The organism is Paracoccus sp. J56, from assembly GCF_019633685.1.
In the GTDB taxonomy this organism is placed as follows: Bacteria; Pseudomonadota; Alphaproteobacteria; order Rhodobacterales; family Rhodobacteraceae; genus Paracoccus; species Paracoccus kondratievae.
In genome coordinates, this window is record NZ_JAFL01000012.1 from 1 (window position 1) to 18,980 (window position 18,980).

At 63.5% G+C, this 18,980-nt stretch carries 20 protein-coding genes and 2 pseudogenes; 15 read left to right on the top strand and 7 right to left on the bottom strand.

All coding sequences use genetic code 11. The features are described 5' to 3' along the window. Positions 1–21: 21 nt before the first annotated feature. A pseudogene (locus tag M511_RS10385) lies at positions 22–288 on the bottom strand (transposase); the annotation flags it as partial. 83 nt (positions 289–371) lie between these two features. Further along, positions 372–560 carry a hypothetical protein gene (locus M511_RS10390; protein WP_217809603.1) on the bottom strand — a complete coding sequence of 63 codons (189 nt, stop codon included), beginning with the start codon at positions 558–560 and terminating at the stop codon, positions 372–374. A gap of 14 nt (positions 561–574) precedes the next feature. On the opposite strand from M511_RS10390, the pseudogene M511_RS10395 reads away from it, so the two are divergent. From M511_RS10395 to M511_RS10415, 6 genes and pseudogenes are all read left to right on the top strand, one after another. Continuing rightward, a pseudogene (locus tag M511_RS10395) lies at positions 575–691 on the top strand (ATP-binding protein); the annotation flags it as partial. A gap of 115 nt (positions 692–806) precedes the next feature. Beyond that, complete coding sequence (locus M511_RS19445) at positions 807–935, top strand: hypothetical protein (RefSeq protein ID WP_254901051.1); 129 nt, start codon at positions 807–809, stop codon at positions 933–935. A 62-nt stretch (positions 936–997) separates the two neighbouring features. Further along, positions 998–2,383, top strand: a complete 1,386-nt coding sequence (gene selA, locus M511_RS10400; protein ID WP_085502147.1) for an L-seryl-tRNA(Sec) selenium transferase — start codon at positions 998–1,000, stop codon at positions 2,381–2,383. Between the two features lie 63 nt (positions 2,384–2,446). Further along, on the top strand, positions 2,447–3,325 hold the full coding sequence (locus M511_RS10405) for a putative selenate ABC transporter substrate-binding protein (RefSeq protein WP_085502148.1): 879 nt from the start codon (positions 2,447–2,449) through the stop codon (positions 3,323–3,325). 9 nt (positions 3,326–3,334) lie between these two features. Then, on the top strand, positions 3,335–3,994 hold the full coding sequence (locus M511_RS10410) for an ATP-binding cassette domain-containing protein (protein ID WP_085502149.1): 660 nt from the start codon (positions 3,335–3,337) through the stop codon (positions 3,992–3,994). Further along, positions 3,960–5,507: a PhnE/PtxC family ABC transporter permease gene (locus tag M511_RS10415; protein ID WP_240547601.1), complete on the top strand. Its 1,548-nt coding sequence runs from the start codon at positions 3,960–3,962 to the stop codon at positions 5,505–5,507. The genes M511_RS10410 and M511_RS10415 overlap by 35 nt, the downstream gene beginning before the upstream one ends. A gap of 3 nt (positions 5,508–5,510) precedes the next feature. Here the strand turns inward: M511_RS10415 and M511_RS10420 are convergent, their stop codons facing one another. Beyond that, a complete protein-coding gene (locus M511_RS10420) occupies positions 5,511–6,404 on the bottom strand; it encodes a LysR family transcriptional regulator (RefSeq protein ID WP_010397733.1) in 894 nt (297 codons plus the stop codon). 83 nt (positions 6,405–6,487) lie between these two features. On the opposite strand from M511_RS10420, the gene M511_RS10425 reads away from it, so the two are divergent. Beyond that, positions 6,488–6,937 (top strand): PACE efflux transporter, encoded by a 450-nt coding sequence (locus tag M511_RS10425; RefSeq protein WP_010397736.1) that lies wholly within the window; start codon positions 6,488–6,490, stop codon positions 6,935–6,937. Here M511_RS10425 and M511_RS10430 read toward each other — a convergent pair. Beyond that, on the bottom strand, positions 6,934–7,818 hold the full coding sequence (locus M511_RS10430) for a LysR substrate-binding domain-containing protein (RefSeq protein ID WP_085502151.1): 885 nt from the start codon (positions 7,816–7,818) through the stop codon (positions 6,934–6,936). The genes M511_RS10425 and M511_RS10430 overlap by 4 nt on opposite strands. A gap of 104 nt (positions 7,819–7,922) precedes the next feature. Between M511_RS10430 and M511_RS10435 the strand changes: the two genes are divergently transcribed. Then, positions 7,923–8,183 carry a DUF1127 domain-containing protein gene (locus tag M511_RS10435; RefSeq protein WP_085502152.1) on the top strand — a complete coding sequence of 87 codons (261 nt, stop codon included), beginning with the start codon at positions 7,923–7,925 and terminating at the stop codon, positions 8,181–8,183. A gap of 4 nt (positions 8,184–8,187) precedes the next feature. Here M511_RS10435 and M511_RS10440 read toward each other — a convergent pair whose 3' ends face one another. Continuing rightward, positions 8,188–9,141 (bottom strand): GlxA family transcriptional regulator, encoded by a 954-nt coding sequence (locus M511_RS10440; protein WP_010397745.1) that lies wholly within the window; start codon positions 9,139–9,141, stop codon positions 8,188–8,190. A gap of 87 nt (positions 9,142–9,228) precedes the next feature. On the opposite strand from M511_RS10440, the gene M511_RS10445 reads away from it, so the two are divergent. The 7 genes from M511_RS10445 to M511_RS10475 are packed head-to-tail and all read left to right on the top strand — an operon-like array spanning position 9,229 to position 17,464. After that, positions 9,229–10,116: a beta-keto acid cleavage family enzyme gene (locus M511_RS10445; RefSeq protein ID WP_085502153.1), complete on the top strand. Its 888-nt coding sequence runs from the start codon at positions 9,229–9,231 to the stop codon at positions 10,114–10,116. A gap of 45 nt (positions 10,117–10,161) precedes the next feature. Then, positions 10,162–11,721, top strand: a complete 1,560-nt coding sequence (locus M511_RS10450) for an ABC transporter substrate-binding protein (RefSeq protein WP_085502154.1) — start codon at positions 10,162–10,164, stop codon at positions 11,719–11,721. After that, complete coding sequence (locus M511_RS10455) at positions 11,718–13,172, top strand: carnitine 3-dehydrogenase (RefSeq protein WP_085502155.1); 1,455 nt, start codon at positions 11,718–11,720, stop codon at positions 13,170–13,172. The genes M511_RS10450 and M511_RS10455 overlap by 4 nt, the downstream gene beginning before the upstream one ends. Beyond that, a complete protein-coding gene (locus tag M511_RS10460; RefSeq protein ID WP_010397755.1) occupies positions 13,169–14,149 on the top strand; it encodes an ABC transporter permease in 981 nt (326 codons plus the stop codon). Before M511_RS10455 ends, M511_RS10460 begins: the two co-directional genes overlap by 4 nt. A gap of 4 nt (positions 14,150–14,153) precedes the next feature. Next, entirely contained in the window at positions 14,154–14,972 is an 819-nt protein-coding gene (locus M511_RS10465; RefSeq protein WP_010397757.1) for an ABC transporter permease, read from the top strand. A gap of 3 nt (positions 14,973–14,975) precedes the next feature. Continuing rightward, positions 14,976–16,592, top strand: coding sequence for an ABC transporter ATP-binding protein (locus M511_RS10470; protein ID WP_010397760.1), 1,617 nt, complete (start codon positions 14,976–14,978; stop codon positions 16,590–16,592). After that, entirely contained in the window at positions 16,589–17,464 is an 876-nt protein-coding gene (locus M511_RS10475) for an alpha/beta hydrolase (protein WP_085502156.1), read from the top strand. The genes M511_RS10470 and M511_RS10475 overlap by 4 nt, the downstream gene beginning before the upstream one ends. Here the strand turns inward: M511_RS10475 and M511_RS10480 are convergent. Together M511_RS10480 and M511_RS10485 are read right to left on the bottom strand one after the other, a co-directional pair. After that, complete coding sequence (locus tag M511_RS10480) at positions 17,461–18,459, bottom strand: glycosyltransferase (RefSeq protein WP_010397765.1); 999 nt, start codon at positions 18,457–18,459, stop codon at positions 17,461–17,463. The two genes, M511_RS10475 and M511_RS10480, sit on opposite strands and share 4 nt — an antisense overlap. Before the next feature lie 216 nt (positions 18,460–18,675). Beyond that, entirely contained in the window at positions 18,676–18,831 is a 156-nt protein-coding gene (locus M511_RS10485; protein WP_010397767.1) for a hypothetical protein, read from the bottom strand. Positions 18,832–18,980: the final 149 nt, after the last annotated feature.

Consider the following 18,980-nt stretch of genomic DNA (forward strand, 5'->3'; position numbering starts at 1 on the left):
CCAGGCTCAGCGATCGAAGGCTTTGGCCAAAAAATCGCGCTCGACGACGAGCTGGCCGATCTTGGCGTGCAGCTTCGTGACCTCGGCCTCCCGGCCGACCTGTGCGTCGGAAGCCTTGTCGTCGAACGCCTTGGCCAGGTTCTCGATGGCCTGCCGCTTCCACTGCGTGATCTGGTTGGGATGAAGCTGGTGTTTCGTGGCTAACTCCGAAATCGTCCGCTCGCCGCGGATCGCCTCAAGCGCGACCTTGGCCTTGAACTCGGCCGTAAACCGTCTGCGTGTCTTCATGCTGGATCGTCCTTTTCATCGGTCGATCCACCTTATGCCCCTGTCTCAGAAACCGGCACCACCTCACTCTCTGTTGAACCTTGCTAGATCGCAATCTCCAACAAATGTTGGTATCGGTAGTTGCGTGCCCCCGCAACCAACGATAATTGCGACCCCGCTGCATCCGCCGCGGGGTTTTTGCGTTGCGCCGAAAGCGTAAGGATTCCGGCAAGATCGCCCTGAACGTCGATCTCGATCCGATCCTCCCCCGGCGTCAGCACGATCTTGTCCACTAGTGAGCGCAGGATGGCCGACCGTCTTCGGAGACGCGAAGATGACCACCGCGCTGCTCGACCGTCTCACTCACCATTGCGACATCGTCGAAACCGGAAACGACAGCTGGCGCATCAATACACGAGCCTGACCGACCTCCAAAACGCAGGCCCGCGTCGGCTGCGCCAGATGGAAAGCTACGCCGCCACGGGCCTGCTCACCACATCGCCAGAGGGGTCCCTTTGCGACGCCGATAAGGGGCCACCATGCAACGCCGATTGACAGCACATGCGGCGATAGACCCCGACAAGGGCGCCATGGTCGTGATGCAGATCGGCCTGCAACATGGGTTGGCCCCCAAGATTGACAAGCCCGCCCCCAAGACCGCAAGTTGACGCGGCGGGGGCATGCTCTGGAACCCCACGCGCAGCCCGTTCCCAGCAAGATCAGAACAGCCATGGATCCTCGCAGCGCCCTGCCTTCGATCGACAAACTCTTGCGTCAGGACGAGATCCTGCGCCTTATCGCCAATCACGGACGCGACGCCGTGGTCGAGACGCTGCGCAGCCTGCTTCAGGACCGGCGGCGGGCGATCGGACAGGGTCAGGCAGCAGCCGGCAATCTGCTAACCGAATGTGCCGAGCGGCTGGCAGAGCAGGCCGAGCCCTCGCTCCGACCGGTGCTGAACCTGACGGGCACGGTCAACCATACCAATCTGGGCCGTGCCCTGCTGTCGCAGCGGGCTGCCGAGGCGGCCTGTCAGGCGATGATCAGCGCGACCAATCTGGAATACGACCTTGATCAGGGCGCACGCGGCGACCGCGACAGCCATGTCGAGGCGTTGATCTGCCGCCTGACCGGGGCCGAGGCCGCGACCGTGGTGAACAACAATGCCGCGGCGGTCATGCTGATGCTGAACACACTGGCGCTGGGGCGCGAGGTCGTCGTTTCTCGTGGCGAGCTGGTCGAGATCGGCGGCGCATTTCGCGTCCCTGATGTGATGGCCCGCGCGGGCTGCCGCTTGCACGAGGTCGGCACCACCAACCGCACCCATCTGCGTGACTATGCTCAGGCTGTGAACGAAGAAACTGCCGCCTTCATGAAGGTTCATGCCAGCAATTACGCAATCGAGGGCTTTACGGCCGAGGTGCCTCAGGCCGATCTGGCAGCACTCGCGCGGCGACAGGGCATCTCCTTCCTGATTGATCTTGGTAGCGGCTCGTTGCTGGATCTGGGCGCTTTTGGGTTGCCTGCCGAGCCGACGGCGCGGCAAGCGATCAGTGATGGGGCTGATGCGGTCACCTTTAGCGGTGACAAGCTTTTGGGTGGGCCACAATGCGGCATCATCGCCGGTTCGCGTGAGCTGATCGCCCGTATGCGCGCCAACCCGCTGAAACGGGCGCTGAGGGTGGACAAGATCATCCTTGCCGCGCTGACCGCAACACTGCAAAGCCACTGCGATCCTGAACGCGCCCGGGCCGAGATCCCGACCCTGCGCCTTTTGACCCGCCCCACGGATGAGATCCGTGCCCTGGCCGAATGGTTGTGCCCGCAGGTCGGGACGGCGGTTGCCGGGTGGGCCGGGGTCTCGGTCATCGAATGCCTTAGCCAGATCGGCAGCGGGGCGCGGCCGGTGGATCTGCTGCCAAGCGCGGGGCTGGCTTTTGACGGGATCGGCGGCGTTTCGGCCCAAGCTATCGCGCGGGCGTTTCGCGAACTGCCACTGCCGGTGATCGGGCGGATCCACAAGGACCGGTTCCTGCTGGATCTGCGCTGTCTTGAAAACGCAGAGCCCTTTCTTGCTCAGCTGGGCCGACTGACTCTCGTCGCGCCTTCGGCTTGAGTCCGTTGCGGTTAGTGTGGCAAAGGGCGCATCCCAACCCTTCCTTGGACAGGAGGACGAACCATGGAATTCCGTCTTAATCGCCGGCAACTCGTCGGGGGCCTGGCCGCCGCTGCGGCGCTTGCCCCGCTTGCCAGCCGCGCTGCCGAGGTGCTGCGCTTTTCGGCCATCCCCGACGAGGACGCAACCAAGCTGATGGGCCGCTTCACCAAGGTTGCCGAATATCTGTCCGACAAGCTGGGCGTTCCGGTCGAGTTCGTTCCGGTGAAATCCTACCCTGCCGCTGTGGTGGCCTTTCGCAACGATCAGATCCAGCTTGCGTGGTTCGGCGGATTGTCGGGCGTGCAGGCGCGGCTGGCGCTGCCAGGCTCGGTCGCCATTGCGCAGGGCGAAGAGGATGCGCGTTTCGTCAGCTATTTCATTGCCAATAAGGCGGCCGGCCTGACTGAGGGGCCGGACTTCCCCATGGCCGCCAAGGGGCGCAGCTTTACCTTTGGTGCCAAGACCTCGACTTCGGGCCGGTTGATGCCGGAATATGAGATCAGGCGGAACACCGGGGTGGCGCCGGAAGAGTTCTTTTCCCGGGTCGGATTTTCGGGCGATCACACCAAAACCGTCGAGCTGGTGCAAAGCGGCGCCTATGAGATCGGCGCGGTCAACTTCACCGCCTATGACGACATGGTGGCAAAGGGGCAGGTCGATCCGGCCGAGGTCCCGGTGATCTGGCGCACTCCGGCCTATCCCGACTACAATTTTACCCTGCGCGGCGATGCTGATGAGAAATTTGGCGCGGGCTTTACCGAGCGGCTGACCACGGCGATCCTTGGGATGGATGACCCCGAGATCCTTGGCGCCTTTCCGCGCAGCCGCTTTATCGCGGCGAGCAATGCCGATTACCAGCCCATCGAAGAGGTCGCGCGCCAGCTTGATCTTTTGGACTGAAGGCCGCCCATGATCGAGCTGCGTGGGCAAACCCTGTCCTATGGCCCCGCTGTGGTGCTGGAAAACGTTACCCTGACGATCCGGCAGGGTGAGCGTGTGGCACTGCTTGGCCGCAGCGGGGCGGGCAAATCGACGCTGCTGGCGGCGATCCGCGAAAAGGCCATGGTCGCGGGAAAAGAGGTGGCACTGGTCCCCCAGGACAATGCGCTGGTCCCGCAGCTAAGCCTTTTTCACAACGTCCATATGGGCCGCCTGCATCGTCATTCGGCGCTATACAATCTGGTCACGCTGTTGCGTCCCTTTCGTCGCGACCGGGCCGAAGTTGCCGAACTGACCCGCGAACTGGGGCTTGAGCCGCCGGTTGATCAGCCGGTCGAGCGGCTTTCGGGCGGGCAGCGCCAGCGCACCGCCGTGGCGCGGGCCATTCATGGCGGTGGCGAGGTGCTGCTGGCGGATGAGCCTGTCTCGGCGCTGGATGAAAAGCAGGCACCTGAGGTGCTGGCGACGCTGATCTCACGTTTTCCGACTTCGGTGATCTCGCTGCATGATGTCGGGCTGGCGCAGGCATATTGCACGCGACTGGTCGGGCTAAAGGACCGGTGCATCATCTTTGACATGCCGGCAGGCGAACAGAATGCTGCCGACATCGACCATCTCTATGCCCGCTGAGCGCGAGGCCAAGCCGTCCCTGCGCCGGTTGCAGGTCGTCTGGATCGCGCTGACGCTGGCCGCGCTGGCACTGTTCGCGGCCGATTTGCAGATCAGCGCGCCGTCCCCCGGGGCGGTGCTCAAGGCACTGGCGATGGGCTTTGCCCGCCCCGATTTCGCGGCGCTGGAAAACCTGGGGCAGGCGCTGCTGTTGACGCTGACCGTGGCCTTTGGCGGCGTCGCCATTGGCGCGGTTGCGGGCTTTGCCATGGCACTGCTTTGGCGCTGGCGTGCGGTCAGGATGCTGTCGCTGTCCCTGCGCAGCGTGCATGAGCTGATCTGGGCGCTGTTCATCATGACGGTGACCGGGCCCGAACCCATCGCGGCGGTGCTGGCCTTGGCGCTGTCCTATAGCGGCATATTTGCCAAGGTGTTTGGCGAAATCCTTGACGAGGCTGACCCGCGCCCGCGTGACGCCCTGCCCGGGCGCGGAATGACTCTTTCGGGGCTGATCTATGCGCGGCTGGTGCCCAGCCTGCCGGCATTCTGGAGCTATTTCTGCTATCGTATCGAATGCGGCATCCGCTCCAGCGCGGTGCTGGGCTTTGTCGGCCTGCCGACGCTGGGGTTTGAGCTTGATACCCTGTTCAAACAAGGCCGTTACGACGGTGCGGCGGCCGTGCTTTTGCTGACCTATGCGCTGATCCTCAGCCAGTCGCTGTGGCTGCGTCGCAGGCTGGTGCCGCTTTATGTTCTGGGCGCGCTGGCCTATCTCGCCTCACTGTCGCAAGGGCCGGTCTCGGCTGCCGGTCTGTGGCAGCTGATCGGGGTCGATATGGTCCCGGCCCCTCTGCGAGGCGCTGATCCGGGCGCGGCCGGAACTTGGCGCGCCTTTGGCGACTGGCTGTGGCGGCTCGTCTCACACGAGGTGCTGCCGGGGGCATGGGCGACGGTGCTGGTCAGCTATCTGGCCTTTGTTCTGTGCGGCATCATCGCGCTTTTTGCCTTTCCGCTGATCGTTCCGGCATTGGCTGGCAGGATCGGCTCGGGCTTTGGCCATGTGGTGCTGGTGATCCTGCGCTCTACCCCGGAATATATGCTGGTCTTTGTCGGGGTGCAGGTCTTTGGCCCCTCGATGCTGCCGGCGGTGCTGGCGCTGGGGCTGCACAATGGTGCGATCATCGCTCATCTGATCGGCCGGGAGGCGACAAGGATCGTGCCCGGCCTGCGTCCCGACCGCCCGAAGGGCGCCGGGCTATATGCCTATGAGCTGGTGCCGCGTGTTTCGTCCGGGCTGATTGCTTATCTGTTCTATCGCGGCGAGATCATCCTGCGTGAAAGCATGATCCTGGGCATTCTGGGCATCGCCACGCTGGGCTTTTATGTCGATAGTGCCATTGCCACCTTGCGTTTTGATCGCGCGGCGATGCTGGTCGTGGCGATGATGCTGCTGACGGCGCTGGTCGACTGGGGGTCGCGGACGCTGCGGCGCAGGCTGCGGGTCGGGGCGGTTTCGACCCGGCCCTATTGCTAGGTCTTAACCCGGCAGGCCGCTGATGCGCATGGCGGCAAAGCGTTCGCGCAACCATCGCGCCGCCGGTCCGCTGGGCCGCTGCTTGTGCCAGACCATCTCCAGCGCAACCGGCCAGTCGGCCCCGTCAAAACGCAGCGGCGGTATGACCAGATCCTCGCGGACGGGAGAGTTCTCGATGATATGGTCAGGGACCAAAGCCCAGCCGATACCCTGCCGGACCAGTTGCAGGATCACCCAGTGGCTTTCGACCCACCAGACCTCGGCCGCGGTGCGCAGGCGCTGTTTTTCCGGGCCTTCGCTGCGGACCGCAACCATAAGCTGGCGGTGTCGCTTGAGTTCTTCGAAATCAATCGCGCCATTGGCCAAAGGGTGATTCTTGCCGCAGACCAGTTGCAGCGGCACCCAGCCCAGCGTGTGAAAGCCGATCTCGGCCGGCAGAATCTCCTGCCGCCACATCACGCCGATATCGGCCTTGCCATCCAGCACCAGCCGGCTGACGTCCTCCATCATCGGAAACAGCAGCTCCAGCTCTACATGCGGGAAGTGGGCGGCGAAATCGGCAAATAGTGCAGCCAGAGGCTTTTCCGGATAAAGCTCGTCCACGGCAACGACCAGCCGATGCTCGACATGGGCGGTGAAACTGGCGGCGACACCAATCAGATGCTCGCGCCGGTCCAGCACCACCCGTGCTTCGGCAAGCAGCCGTTCGCCGGCCGGGGTCAGGACCGGGTTGCGGCCCTGGCGGCTGAAAAGTTCGATCCCAAGGTCGTCTTCAAGGTTCGATACCTGTGTGCTGATTGCCGACTGAGCCTTGCGCAGCGCCCGTCCGGCGGCCGAGAACGAGCCGCTTTCGGCGGTGGCGACAAAAGCCTGCAATTGATCCAGTGTGACAGTCATCTATCAGAAAATCAGATGGTATCTAACTTGGTATTCCGGGAAATACAGATAGAAAGCGCATCAAGCAATAACGAGGAATCATTATGACGATGCGCAGTTTTCCAGACCGCGTACGGCACGCCATCAGCTTCGAGCTGATCGGTCTGGTGATTGTCACCCCGCTGACCGCCTGGATCTATGACAAACCGATGCTCGACATGGGCGTCGTCGGCGTAGGCGCGGCGACGGCGGCGACGGTCTGGAATTTTGTCTTCAACCTTGGTTTCGACCATGCCATGCGGCGCTGGGTCGGGCATGTCCAAAAGGCGGTTCACCACCGCCTGTTGCATACGATGCTGTTCGAGCTGGGTTTGCTGATCATGCTGTTGCCGCCGATGGCGTGGTATCTGGGCATGACGCTGTGGCAGACGCTCATGCTCGATCTGTTCATCGTGGCGTTCTATCTGGTCTATAACTTTGTCTTTAACATCGCTTACGACCGGCTGTTTCCGTTGCCCCACGATCACCGGCCCGGGCAGGGTCAGCCGGCCTAGGCCGGATCGCAGGATATTTCGTCCAGCAGAAAGGCGCGGAACTTGCGGATAGCGGGACGGTTGCGGCGGCCTTTGGGATAGACCAGCCAAAAGCTGCGGCCGTTCTGCGCCACCAGCGGAAAGGGCTGGATCAGGCTGCCGGTTGCCAGCTCAAACCGGAAAAAGCGCGGCGTCAGCAGTGCCACGCCGTAACCCTCCAGCGCCGCCCGCGCCTCGTGCAGGTCTGTCGACAGGGTCAGGCCGGGGCGCGGCGGCGTTTCCCAGAAATCCACCCCTGCCGCGCGCATCCACACCGCCCAGTTCGGGTCAACCCGATCCAGCAGCGGCAGTTTCAGCAGATCGGCGGGTTCACGCAGGTCATGCTTTTTCGCCAGTTCAGGCGACAGCATGGGCGTGTACTCGATCGACATAAGGAAATGTGATTCCAGCCCGGGCCAGTCTCCGTCACCGGCGCGGATCGCCACGCTGATATCCTCGCGCCCGAAATCGACCAGATTGTCGCTGGTCTCCAGTCTGACGGCAAGGTTGGGGTGGTTCATCTGGAATTTGCCCAGCCGCGGCGACAGCCAGGCCCCGGCAAAAGTCGGCACGGTCGAGATCGACAGGGTCGAGACCGAATCTGCCGAAGGATCGGCAAAAGCCTCGCGCAGCATGTCAAAGGCATCAATGGTCGGGCGGGCAAACAATGCCCCCGTTTCGGTCAGGGTGATTCCGCGCGGTTTGCGCAGAAACAGCGGCATGCCCAGCCGCTCTTCCAGCAGGCGGATCTGATAGCTGACTGCCGCCTGGGTCATGCCCAGCTCCTGTGCGGCGCGGGTAAAGCTCAGGTGCCGCGCCACCGCCTCAAAGGCGCGCAGGGCGGCAAGCGGGGGAATAGACATAAGCCTGCCTTATGAAAGCGTACTGAGGCTTTGTTGGCCATCGTCGAGGAAACCTAGCATGATCAGGTCATTGTTCAATAACGATCACCGAAAGGAGGACTTAAATGTCCGACAATCTTGCATGCGAGCGTCAACGTCCGCTGTTCTCGGGACTGGCCAGGATGCTGTTCGGTGTATTGCGCCGGGATAAGCCCGGCCTATCCTCATGCCCTGACCGCATGGCGGCGCTGGATCATCCCGAAACCCGCAAGGCGCTGGCCGAACTGCCGCCCCATCTTTTGCGCGATATCGGCGCGTCTGATGCACGCAGCGATACCACTCCGGCCCCGCAAGAGGGCGACGCTCTGCGTCGTCACCTTTGGTAGCACCTTAGCGCGGGGCGCTTTTGCGCACCGTTTCCCCAAAAGCGCGGCGATAGGCCCGCGCCAGGGTCGCTGCTGATGAAAACCCGGTACGCGAGGCGATTTCGCCCAGCGTCAGCCGGGTTTCCAAAGCCAGTGCCCGGGCGTGGGACAGCCGGATCTGCCGGTAATATCCGCCTGCCGACAGGCCCAGATGGGCGTGAAAAAGCCGATCCATGCTGCGCGTGGACAGGGCCGCACGCTCGGCAATCCGGGGCAGGGGCAACGGCTGCTCGGCCGTCTCACGCATGGCAACGATGGCGCGCTGCAGCGAAGATGGCAGCGCGCTGTCAGTCATCCGGCTGGGCAATTGCCACTCGACCGGGTCGGTGCTGCGTCCCATGACCCGGCCAAACATATTCGCCACGTCAAAGCGCAGCGCCTCACCTGCCTGCGCGCCGATCAGGTCCAACGACCAGCTGAGCACGCTTTGCGCGCCTCCGCAGGTGACGATATTGCCATCGGTGGCATAAGGGTCTGGAACCACTGTGATTTCTGGAAATGCCTCGGCCAGCGCCTCACGCTCCATCCAGTGAATGGCGGCGCGGCGTCCGGCAAGCAGCCCCAGCCGTGCCAATAGCCAGGCCCCGGTGTCGATACCACCCACGACCGGCAGGCCACGTGCCTTGCGCAGTACTGCCTGCGCCGAATCGCGCTGCAGATGGTCGCGCATTCCGTAGCCTGATACGAGAATCAGCGCATCCGTTGCCCCTACCCGATCCAGCGGCAGATCGACCGAGATCGCCAGCCGCGACGAACTGGTCACCGGCCCTCCGTCAAGCGATGTGATCTGCCAGGAAAACAGCCGCTGCCCCGAAAGGTCGCGCGCCGCCCGCAGGGGCTCGATGGCGCTGGCCAGCACCATGTTCGAAAATCCATCGAACAGCAGAAAGGTCAGATGCAGCGGAGATTTTGACGGCATAGGCAAAGATTATGGCGAAATCAGCCAATCATGCCAGCAAATTTGCTGTCACGTTGATTTCCAAGCCATAAATTGCCGGAGTTACTAATGAACCGTGACGTCTTCATCACCTGTGCGGTGACGGGTTCGGGTCAGAGCCACAAGAAATCGAATCTGGTGCCGATCACGCCCAAAGAAATCGCCGATTCCTGCATCGAGGCGGCGAAAGCGGGCGCGGCCATTGCCCATGTGCATGTGCGCAACCCCGAAACCGGCGCCCCGTCGCGCGATCCCGCGCTGTACCGCGAGGTGGTGGACCGTGTGCGCTCGGCCGATGTCGATGTGGTGCTGAACCTGACGGCGGGGATGGGCGGCGATATCGTGCTTGGCTCGGCCGAAGCGCCCCTGCCCCTGTCGCCGCAATCCGACATCGTCGGCGCAAGTGAGCGTCTGGTGCATGTCGAAGAGTTGCTGCCCGAGATATGCACACTTGACTGCGGCACGATGAACTTTGCCGAAGCCGATTACGTCATGACGAACACCCCCGGCACCCTGCGCGCCATGGCTGCACGCATTCAGGCCGCGGGTGTCCGCCCCGAGATCGAGGTTTTTGACACCGGCCATCTGTGGCTTGCCAGGACGCTGGTCGATGAGGGGCTGATTGACGATCCGGTGATGATCCAGCTGTGCATGGGTATCCCCTATGGCGCGCCATCTGATCCCAACAGCCTGATGGCGATGGTGAACAATATCCCGCCCGGCTGGGTCTATTCGATGTTCTCGATCGGGCGGATGCAGCTGCCTTATGTGGCACAGGCCGCTTTGGCCGGCGGCAATGTCCGGGTCGGGCTTGAGGACAACATCTGGCTGGACAAGGGTGTGCTGGCCAGTAACGGCGATCTGGTCGAGCGTGCGACCACCATCCTGACCGCCATGGGCTGCCGGATCCTTGGACCGCAGGAGGTGCGCGAAAAGCTGAAACTGACCCGGCGCTGAGCCACAGACCGAACCAATTCATAACATCAAGACAGGGGGTCCATCATGAGTATCAATCTGACGAGGCAAGGGCTGACCCGCCGCGGGGTTCTGGCCGGCGCGGCGGGGATGGCTGCGGCGGGGCTGATCCTGCCGCGCGGCGCATATGCCCAAACGGCCAAGCGTGGCGGCAGGCTGCGCATCGGCCATCTGGGCGGCGCGACCTCGGACACGCTGGACCCTGCGACCTACGCGGCGGGGCCGGTGGTGACGGCGATGCTGGCGGTCTGCAACAACCTGGTCGAGATCGACGCCAAGGGCCGTGCCGTCCCCGAACTGGCCGAGTTCGAGCCGGATGCCGAGGCCCGTGTCTGGACCTTCCGGCTGAAGGACGGCGTGACCTTTTCCGACGGGCGCAAGCTGACGGCGCGGGATGTTATCGCCTCGTTCAACCACCACCGCGGCGATCAGACCAAATCCGGTGCCAAGGGCTCGCTTGAACAGGTCAAGGATATCCGTGCTGACGGCGACAATGTGGTGATCTTTGAACTGGTCTCGGGCAATGCCGACTTTGCCTATATGACCTCGGATTATCACTTTGTCATCATGCCCGCGAATGAGGATGGCACGCTGGACTGGCAGTCCGGCCTGGGAACCGGCGGCTATGTGCTGGAAAACTTTGAGCCGGGCGTGCGCATCACGCTGAAGCGCCGCGATGACTACTGGAAACCCGACCGCGCCTGGTTTGACGAGGCGGTGTTGCTGACCATCAACGACGCCACCGCCCGCCAGAATGCGCTGATGACGGGCGAAGTCGATGTCATCAACTCGCCTGATCTGGCCACGCTGCACCTGTTGCAGCGCCGCCCCGGCCTGCAGCTGGTCGAGGTGACGGGCACAGCCCATTACACCATGCCGATGTTCTGTGATCAGGGGCCCTTTACCGATCCGAATGTGCGGCTGGCGCTGAAATATGCCATCGACCGGCAAGAGGTTCTGGACAAGGTGCTGCGCGGTCATGGCCAGATCGCCAATGACAGCCCCATCGCTCCGGCGAACCGCTTTTATGCCGCCGATCTGGCCCAGAACAGCTATGATCCGGATAAGGCCAGGCATTACCTGAAACAGGCGGGGATGGAGGGCCTGAAGGTCGAGATCTCGGCCTCGGACGCGGCCTCGGTCGGGGCGCTCGACATGGTGCAGCTGTTCCAGCAATCGGCCAAGGCGGCGGGCATCGACCTGACCGTCAAGCGTGAGCCGGACGACGGCTACTGGTCGAATGTCTGGCTGAAAAAGCCCTTCTGCGTCAGCTACTGGAACGGTCGCCCGACCGAGGATGACATGTTCAGCCTTGTCTATGCCAAAGGGGCCGAATGGAACGAAAGCCACTGGGATAACCAGCGTTTCAACGAGCTGCTGCTAAAGGCGCGGGCCGAACTGGATGAAAGCCTGCGCGCCGAGATGTATCGCGAAATGCAGGGGCTGGTCTCTCAGGATGGCGGGACGATCATCCCGATTTTTGTGAACTATATTGACGTGGCCAATGACAAGGTCGCGCATGGCGAGGTGGCGTCGAACCGCTTCCTCGATGGCTGGAAGATCGTGGAACGGTGGTGGCAGGCATGAAGATTGCGGCAATCGGCGGCGGAGTCATCGGCGGGGGCTGGATCGCCCGCTTTATCCTCTCGGGTTATGATGTCGCGGTCTATGATCCCCACCCCGAGGCGCAGCGCATCATCGCAGAGGTGCTGGCGAACGCAACCCGGGCATGGGAGGCGTTGTTTCAGGCGCCTTTGCCCCGGCCGGGGCGCATCCATTGGGCGGGCTCGGTGGCCGAGGCGGTCCGGGAAGCCGATTACATTCAGGAAAGCGTGCCCGAGCGGCTGGATCTCAAGCATCGCATCATTGCCGAGATCGAGGATGCAGCGCCTGAAACGGCGCTGATCGGCTCATCAACCTCGGGTTTCAAACCCTCGGAACTGCGGCAGGGTGCGCGTCTGTCTGATCGTATCCTTGTCGCCCATCCTTTCAATCCGGTCTATCTTTTGCCGGTGGTCGAGGTCGTGGGTGGCGGAGAGGCGGCGGCCCGCGCCTGCGAAATCCTGACCGCTATCGGCATGAAGCCGGTCCAGATCGCGCGCGAGATTGATGCCCATATCGGTGACCGCCTGCTGGAAGCGGTCTGGCGCGAGGCCCTGTGGCTGGTCAATGACGGTATCGCAACCACCGAAGAGATCGACGATATCATCCGTTTTGGCTTTGGTCTGCGCTGGGCGCAGATGGGCCTGTTCGAGACCTATCGCATCGCCGGGGGCGAAGCCGGGATGCGTCATTTCCTTGGCCAGTTCGGCCCGGCGCTGAAATGGCCCTGGACCAAGCTGATGGATGTGCCCGACCTTGATGACGCGCTGATCGACCGCATCGCCGGTCAATCCGACGCGCAATCGGGTCATCACAGTATCCGCGAGCTAGAGCGGATCCGTGACGACAACCTTGTCGGCATCTTTCATGCGCTCAAGGCCAATGATTGGGGCGTCGGCCAGACTGTCCGGGCGCAAGAGGACGGTTTCTATGCGCGCGCCCCGGCCCGGGCCGAAGGCTATCCCCTGCGTCTTCATCTGGCCCGCGTCGCCGGTAGCTGGGTCGATTACAACGGCCATATGACCGAGTTCCGTTATCTTCAGGTGCTGGGTGACGCGACCGATGCCTTTCTGATCCATATCGGGCTGGATGCGGAATACCGTGCGCAGGGTCGCTCGGCCTATACGGTTGAAACCCATATCCGCCATCTGGCCGAGGTAAAGGCCGGCGAGCTGCTGACGGTCGAGACCCGGCTGCTGGGGCATGACGCCAAGCGGTTCCGTCTGCATCACGCCATCCTGCGCGATGACGGGACCGAGGCCGCGACGGGTGAGCATATGCTCTTGCATGTCGATACGGACGAGGGGCGCACCATCCCGATGCCGCCCACGCTGCTTGAGGCGCTTGACCGGGTGGCGGCGCAGGATACGGCCCCCCATCCCGATCATGCCGGCACGGGCATCCGTTCTGTCCGCCAGAAGGAGGCAACGGCATGAGCGCCCCCGCTGCCCGGCGACAGCGGCCCATCCTGCGGATGATCGTGGGGCGGCTGGGCATCGGGGTATTTACACTGTTCGTCATCTCGGTGCTGATCTTTCTGGCCGTCAGCCTGCTGCCCGGCGATATCGCCCAGCAGGTGCTGGGCCAGTCCGCCACGCCCGAGACGGTTGCAGCTTTCCGGCGCGAACTTGGCCTCGATCAGCCCCTGATCTGGCGCTATCTCGACTGGGTCGGGGGCGTGCTTTCGGGCGATTTTGGCCGCTCGCTCGCCAATGGCAGGCCGGTGGCCGAACTTTTGGCGGCGCGGTTGGGCAATACGCTGTTTCTTGCCGCCTATGCCGCTGTGATCGCGGTGCCGGTGGCGGTGGGGCTTGGCCTGCTGTCCGCCCTGTGGCGCGGCAGCTGGTTTGACCGCATCGCCAATGTGGCGACGCTTTCGGCGATCTCGTTTCCCGAATTCTTCATCGCCTATATCCTGATGTTCTGGCTGTCGGTCCGTATGGGCTGGTTGCCCTCGATCGCTGATCCCGGCGCCTCACCCCGGCTGGGCGAGATGCTGAGCCGCGCCTTCCTGCCCGCGATCACGCTGGTTCTGGTGGTGACCGCGCATATGATGCGCATGACGCGGGCGGCCGTCGTCAACGTGTTGGGTGCGCCCTATGTGACGATGGCACGGCTCAAGGGTGTTTCGCGCTGGAGGGTGGTGACACGGCACGCGCTGCCGAACGCCCTTGCCCCGATCGTCAATGTGGTGGCGCTGAACATCGCATGGCTGATCACCGGCGTCGTCATTGTCGAGGTGGTTTTTGTCTATCCCGGACTGGGCCAGCTGATGGTGGACAGTGTCACCAACCGCGACATTCCGGTGGTTCAGGCCTGTGCGCTGATCTTTGCCGCCGTCTATATCCTTTTGAACCTGCTGGCCGATGTTCTGGCAATCGCCACGAACCCGCGCCTGCTGCATCCGAGGTGACGCCATGATGCGGATGCTGAAAACCATGCCGCCGACGGCAATCCTTGGGGTGCTGGTCATCCTTGCCTATGCGGTGATTGCACTTTTTGCGCCGCTGTTCGCCCCCTATGGCGAGGCGCAGATCGTCGGCGCGCAGTTCGAACCGTGGAGCGCGACCTATCCCTTTGGCACCGACACGCTTGGCCGGGACATGCTGTCGCGGCTGATCTGGGGCGCGCGCAATACCGTGGGCGTCGCGCTGGTCACGACCGCGCTGGCCTTTGGTATCGGGGCCATCGCCGGGCTTTTGGCGGCGGCGCTGGGCGGCTGGGTCGATCTGGTGCTGTCGCGCCTCGTCGATGTGCTGATGGCGGTGCCCGCGCTGATCCTGACGCTGCTGGCGCTTTCAGCGTTGGGGCCGGGGGTGATGAACCTGATCGCGGTGGTTGCAGTTCTGGATTCCACCCGGGTCTTTCGCCTTGCCCGGGCCACGGCGATGAATGTCATGGTGATGGATTACGTCGAGGCCGCGCATCTGCGGGGTGAGGGTATCTGGTGGACGATCACGCGTGAGGTGCTGCCCAATATCTCGGCCCCGCTGATTGCCGAATTCGGCTTGCGCTTCTGCTTTGTCTTTCTGACCATCTCGGCCCTGTCCTTTCTGGGACTTGGCCTGCCGCCGCCCATGGCGGACTGGGGTGCGATGGTGCGCGACAATGCGGCGCTGATCACCTTTGGCGATATCACCCCGCTCTTGCCGGCTGCCTGCATCGCGGTGCTGACGGTTTCGGTCAATTTCGTGGTGGACTGGATGCTGCACCGCGCCTCGGGTCTGAAGGACTGAACCATGCTGCTGAACATCGAAAACCTGAAGGTCGAGGCGCGGGGCGAGGAAGGCTGGACCCCGATTCTGCACGGCGTCGATCTGAAGGTGGCACGGGGTGAGGTGGTCGGCCTGATCGGCGAATCCGGCGCGGGGAAATCGACGCTGGGTCTTGCTGCGCTGGGTTTTGTCCAGGGCGGGCTGCGTTTTGCGGGCGGGCGGGTGCTTTTTGACGGCACCGACCTGCTGCAATTGCCCGAGCGCCAGCGCCGCGCCTTTCGCGGTCGCCGCGTTGCCTATGTTGCGCAGTCTGCGGCGGCCAGTTTCAACCCGGCGTGGCGGTTGCTTGACCAGTTTTGCGAGGGGCCGGCGATCCATCACACAGCAAGCCGTGCAGAGTCTGAAAACTTTGCCCGCCAGCTTTACGCCGCAATGCATCTGCCAGATCCCGAACATTTCGGCCTGCGGTTTCCGCATCAGGTCTCGGGCGGGCAGTTGCAGCGGGCGATGGTCGCCATGGCGATGGCCTGCAAGCCTGACCTGATCGTCTTTGACGAGCCGACGACGGCCTTGGACGTCACCACGCAGATCGGCGTTCTTGCCGCGATCCGCGAGGCGGTCGAGACAACCGGAACGGCGGCCATCTATATCACCCATGACCTTGCGGTGGTGGCCCAGATGGCCGATCGCATCAAGGTCATGCGCCACGGCCGCGAGGTCGAAGAGGCCCCGACCCGTCAGATGATCGGGGCACCAAAGCAGGACTATACCCGCTCGCTTTGGGCGGTGCGCGAGTTCCGCCGGCCCGAGCGTGCCCTGCCTCAGGCCAGCGCGCCGGCGATCAGTATCCGCGAGGTGACGGCGGGCTATTCCACGCTAGATGTGCTTTCGGACGTCAGCTTTGACATCCCGCGCGGGGCAACGGTGGCAGTGGTGGGCGAATCCGGCTCGGGCAAGTCGACAACGGCGCGGGTCATCACCGGGCTGCTGCCGCCGCGGCTGGGCAGCATCTCGCTGAACGGTACCGCTTTGCCGCCGCGTCTCGCGCAGCGCACGCTTGAGCAAAAGCGGGCGGTGCAGATGATCTATCAGATGGCCGATACGGCGCTGAACCCGCGCCAGACCATCCGTCAGATCCTGTCGCGCCCCTTGCAGTTCTATCTGGGCCTGACCGGAAAGGCGCGCGAGACCCGGCTGATGGAGCTGATGGAGCAGATCGAGCTGGACCCCGCGCGTTTCCTGGACCGCCTGCCGGGTGAGCTGTCGGGCGGGCAAAAGCAGCGTATCGGCATTGCGCGCGCCCTGGCCGCCGACCCCGAGTTCATCATTTGCGACGAGGTGACAAGCGCCCTTGACCAGTTGGTGGCCGAGGGGATCTTACGCCTGCTCAGCAAGGTACAGGACGAAACCGGGGTCAGCTATATGTTCATCACCCATGACATTGCCACGGTGCGCGCCATTGCCGATGAGGTGGTGGTGATGAAGGGTGGCCGGGTCATGGATCGCGGTCCCAAGCCCGACGTTCTGGACCCGCCGCGCCATGATTACACGCGCGAACTGCTGGCATCGGTTCCGCAGATGGACCCGGATTGGCTGACCCACCGCATCGCCGAGGGCCGTGTTGCAGGTGATGAGCCATGATTTCGGACCCGCAGGTGCTAGGCTTTATCGCCCGGACCGAGGCCGCCTATCCGCCCGAGGCGAATGGCGCCAGCGCCGCTGATAACCGCCGCTTTTACGACGCGATGTGCGCGGTCTTTCGCGGCCCGCGCCCTCCGGGCCTTGTGGTCGGGGATCGCCGTATCGGCGGCGTGCCCTGCCGCGTTTATGGTGCGGATAGCGCGGTTTCGGTCGTCTATGTGCATGGCGGCGGCTTTGTGGTCGGCGGGCTGGACAGTCATGACGATGTTTGTGCCGAAATCGCCGATGCGACCGGCCTGCAGGTTATCGCCATCGACTACCGCCTTGCGCCCGAACATCGCTGGCCAGCCCAGATCCAGGACGTGCAGGCGGTCTGGGATGCTCTGGACCGTCCGGCGGTGATCGCGGGCGACAGTGCGGGTGGGATGCTTTCCGCTGCGCTGTGCCTGTCGCGGCGCGGGCAACGCCAGCCCTTAGGGCAGGTGCTGATCTATCCGGGGCTTGGCGGAGATGGCAGCGCGCCCTCTTATCGCGAAAATGCCGGGGCGCCGCTGCTACGGACCGAGGATCTGGCCACCTATCACGCGGCCTTGCATGGCGATGGGCCGGTTGATCCCTTGGCTTTGCCCCTGCAGGTCGAGGATCTGGCCGGTGTAGCCCCTGCTTTTGTCGTCAGCGCCGATGTCGATCCCCTGCGCGATGACGCACGGGATTATGTGCAGCGGCTGCGCGCGGCTGGTGTTGCCGCCGAGTGGCGCAATGAGCCTGAATTGCCTCATGGCTATCTGCGTGCCCGACGCGAAAGCGACCGGGCGCGGCGCAGCTTTCAGGCCATCCTGTCGGCGATCATGCGGTTTGCGGTGCGCGGTTAGTCCGGCTTTTCCGCCATCGCGACGACTTGGGCATGCGGCCGGTCCAGCCTGCGCAACAACCCGTCCATGAAGGCTTGCCGCAGGATTGTGCGATAGCGCCCCGCGTCGGGGCCATAGCGACGTGCCTGCCGCAGCCATTTCAGCGCCAGCACTGGCAGCAATGGCCAGAACCAGGGCCCCGCCGCCACGCGATAGGCCATAAGCGCGTTGCGGTACATGTAATAGACCTTCCACAGCGGGCGCAGCACCAGATGCCCGCCGGGCTGGATCGAGCCGGTGTCATGCTCAAACCGGACTGCGGGCAAAAAGCCGATGCGCAGCCCCTTGCGCCGCATTTCCAGCGTGTAAAGCTGGTCGTCGCCATAGATGAACAGCCGCTCATCGGGATATCCGGCGCGGGAAATGCTGGCGCGCGACAGAAACAGACCGACAAATGAGGTCATGTCGATCCCGACCGGCGCGGCATCGGCGCGATAGTTGTCATTACCCAGATGAAAGCCTTTGCGGCCCCGGGTCAGGGTGCGCAGAAACTCGGGCAGGTGCCAGAACGGGTTGCGATAGGGGCGGTTCATCTCGCACACCTGACCCGAAGGTGTCAGCACCGCGGCGCCAAGCGCGTCCCAGCCGCTTAGATCAAGGCTGCGAAAACGGGCGATCTGGCCGGGAGCGGGGCGTCCGTCGTCATCCATCAGAACAACCCAGTCAGGGTCGTAACCTTTGACCAACAGGCGCAGGCCACGGGAAAAACCGCCTGCGCCCCCAAGATTTTCAGGGTGATGTATGACGATCAGCCGCGGATCGTCCATTGCGTCCAGATAGTCGCGCGTACCGTCGCCCGAGGCGTTGTCAAAAACAAGGATCTGATCCAGATCCTCGGCAAGCAGTCGCGTTAGCGTCTCGCGCAGCCGGTCAAGCCGGTTGTGGGTGACGACAAGCGCGGCGATGGTCTGGCGGGACAAGGCTGATGTGGCGGGCGGATCGTGGGTGGGACGCATATCCGGCTTGCTGTTCAGGGCTACGCCCACGGCTGCCACTGCGCCCCGGACCGTATTGCCGGGGATAGATACCGGATGATCGTCCCGGGAACAAGCTCGGGCACCTGCATTTGTGTGATATGCAGATGTTACGCCCTGTCCCTTTGACCGGGGGAACTGCCCGGCGGTGCCTGTCAGGCGCGGGCGCCAAGGGGCGCCGCGCCTTTCGGCAAGGTATCAGAGATGGATCTTGGCAAAGCGGGCTTCGTCGATACCCAGACGGCGCAGGTCTGCGGCGGCGGGGTGACGATGTGCCTCGGTCGCCGAGGCGACGGCGATGGCGGCCCGGATGGTCGAAAGAACCGAGGTAAGCGAGTGAAGGGCGCGGTGCATTTTACGGCCTGTGTGTCATGTGAATCTGTCGAACTGTCGACACCAGACAGATGGGGCCATGACGGCTGTTCTGCAACGCAGCAAAATGGCAAGCCCGCCATGCGGTCAGGACATGGCGGGCGGCCTTGGTTCGGAAAAAGGGCTGGTCC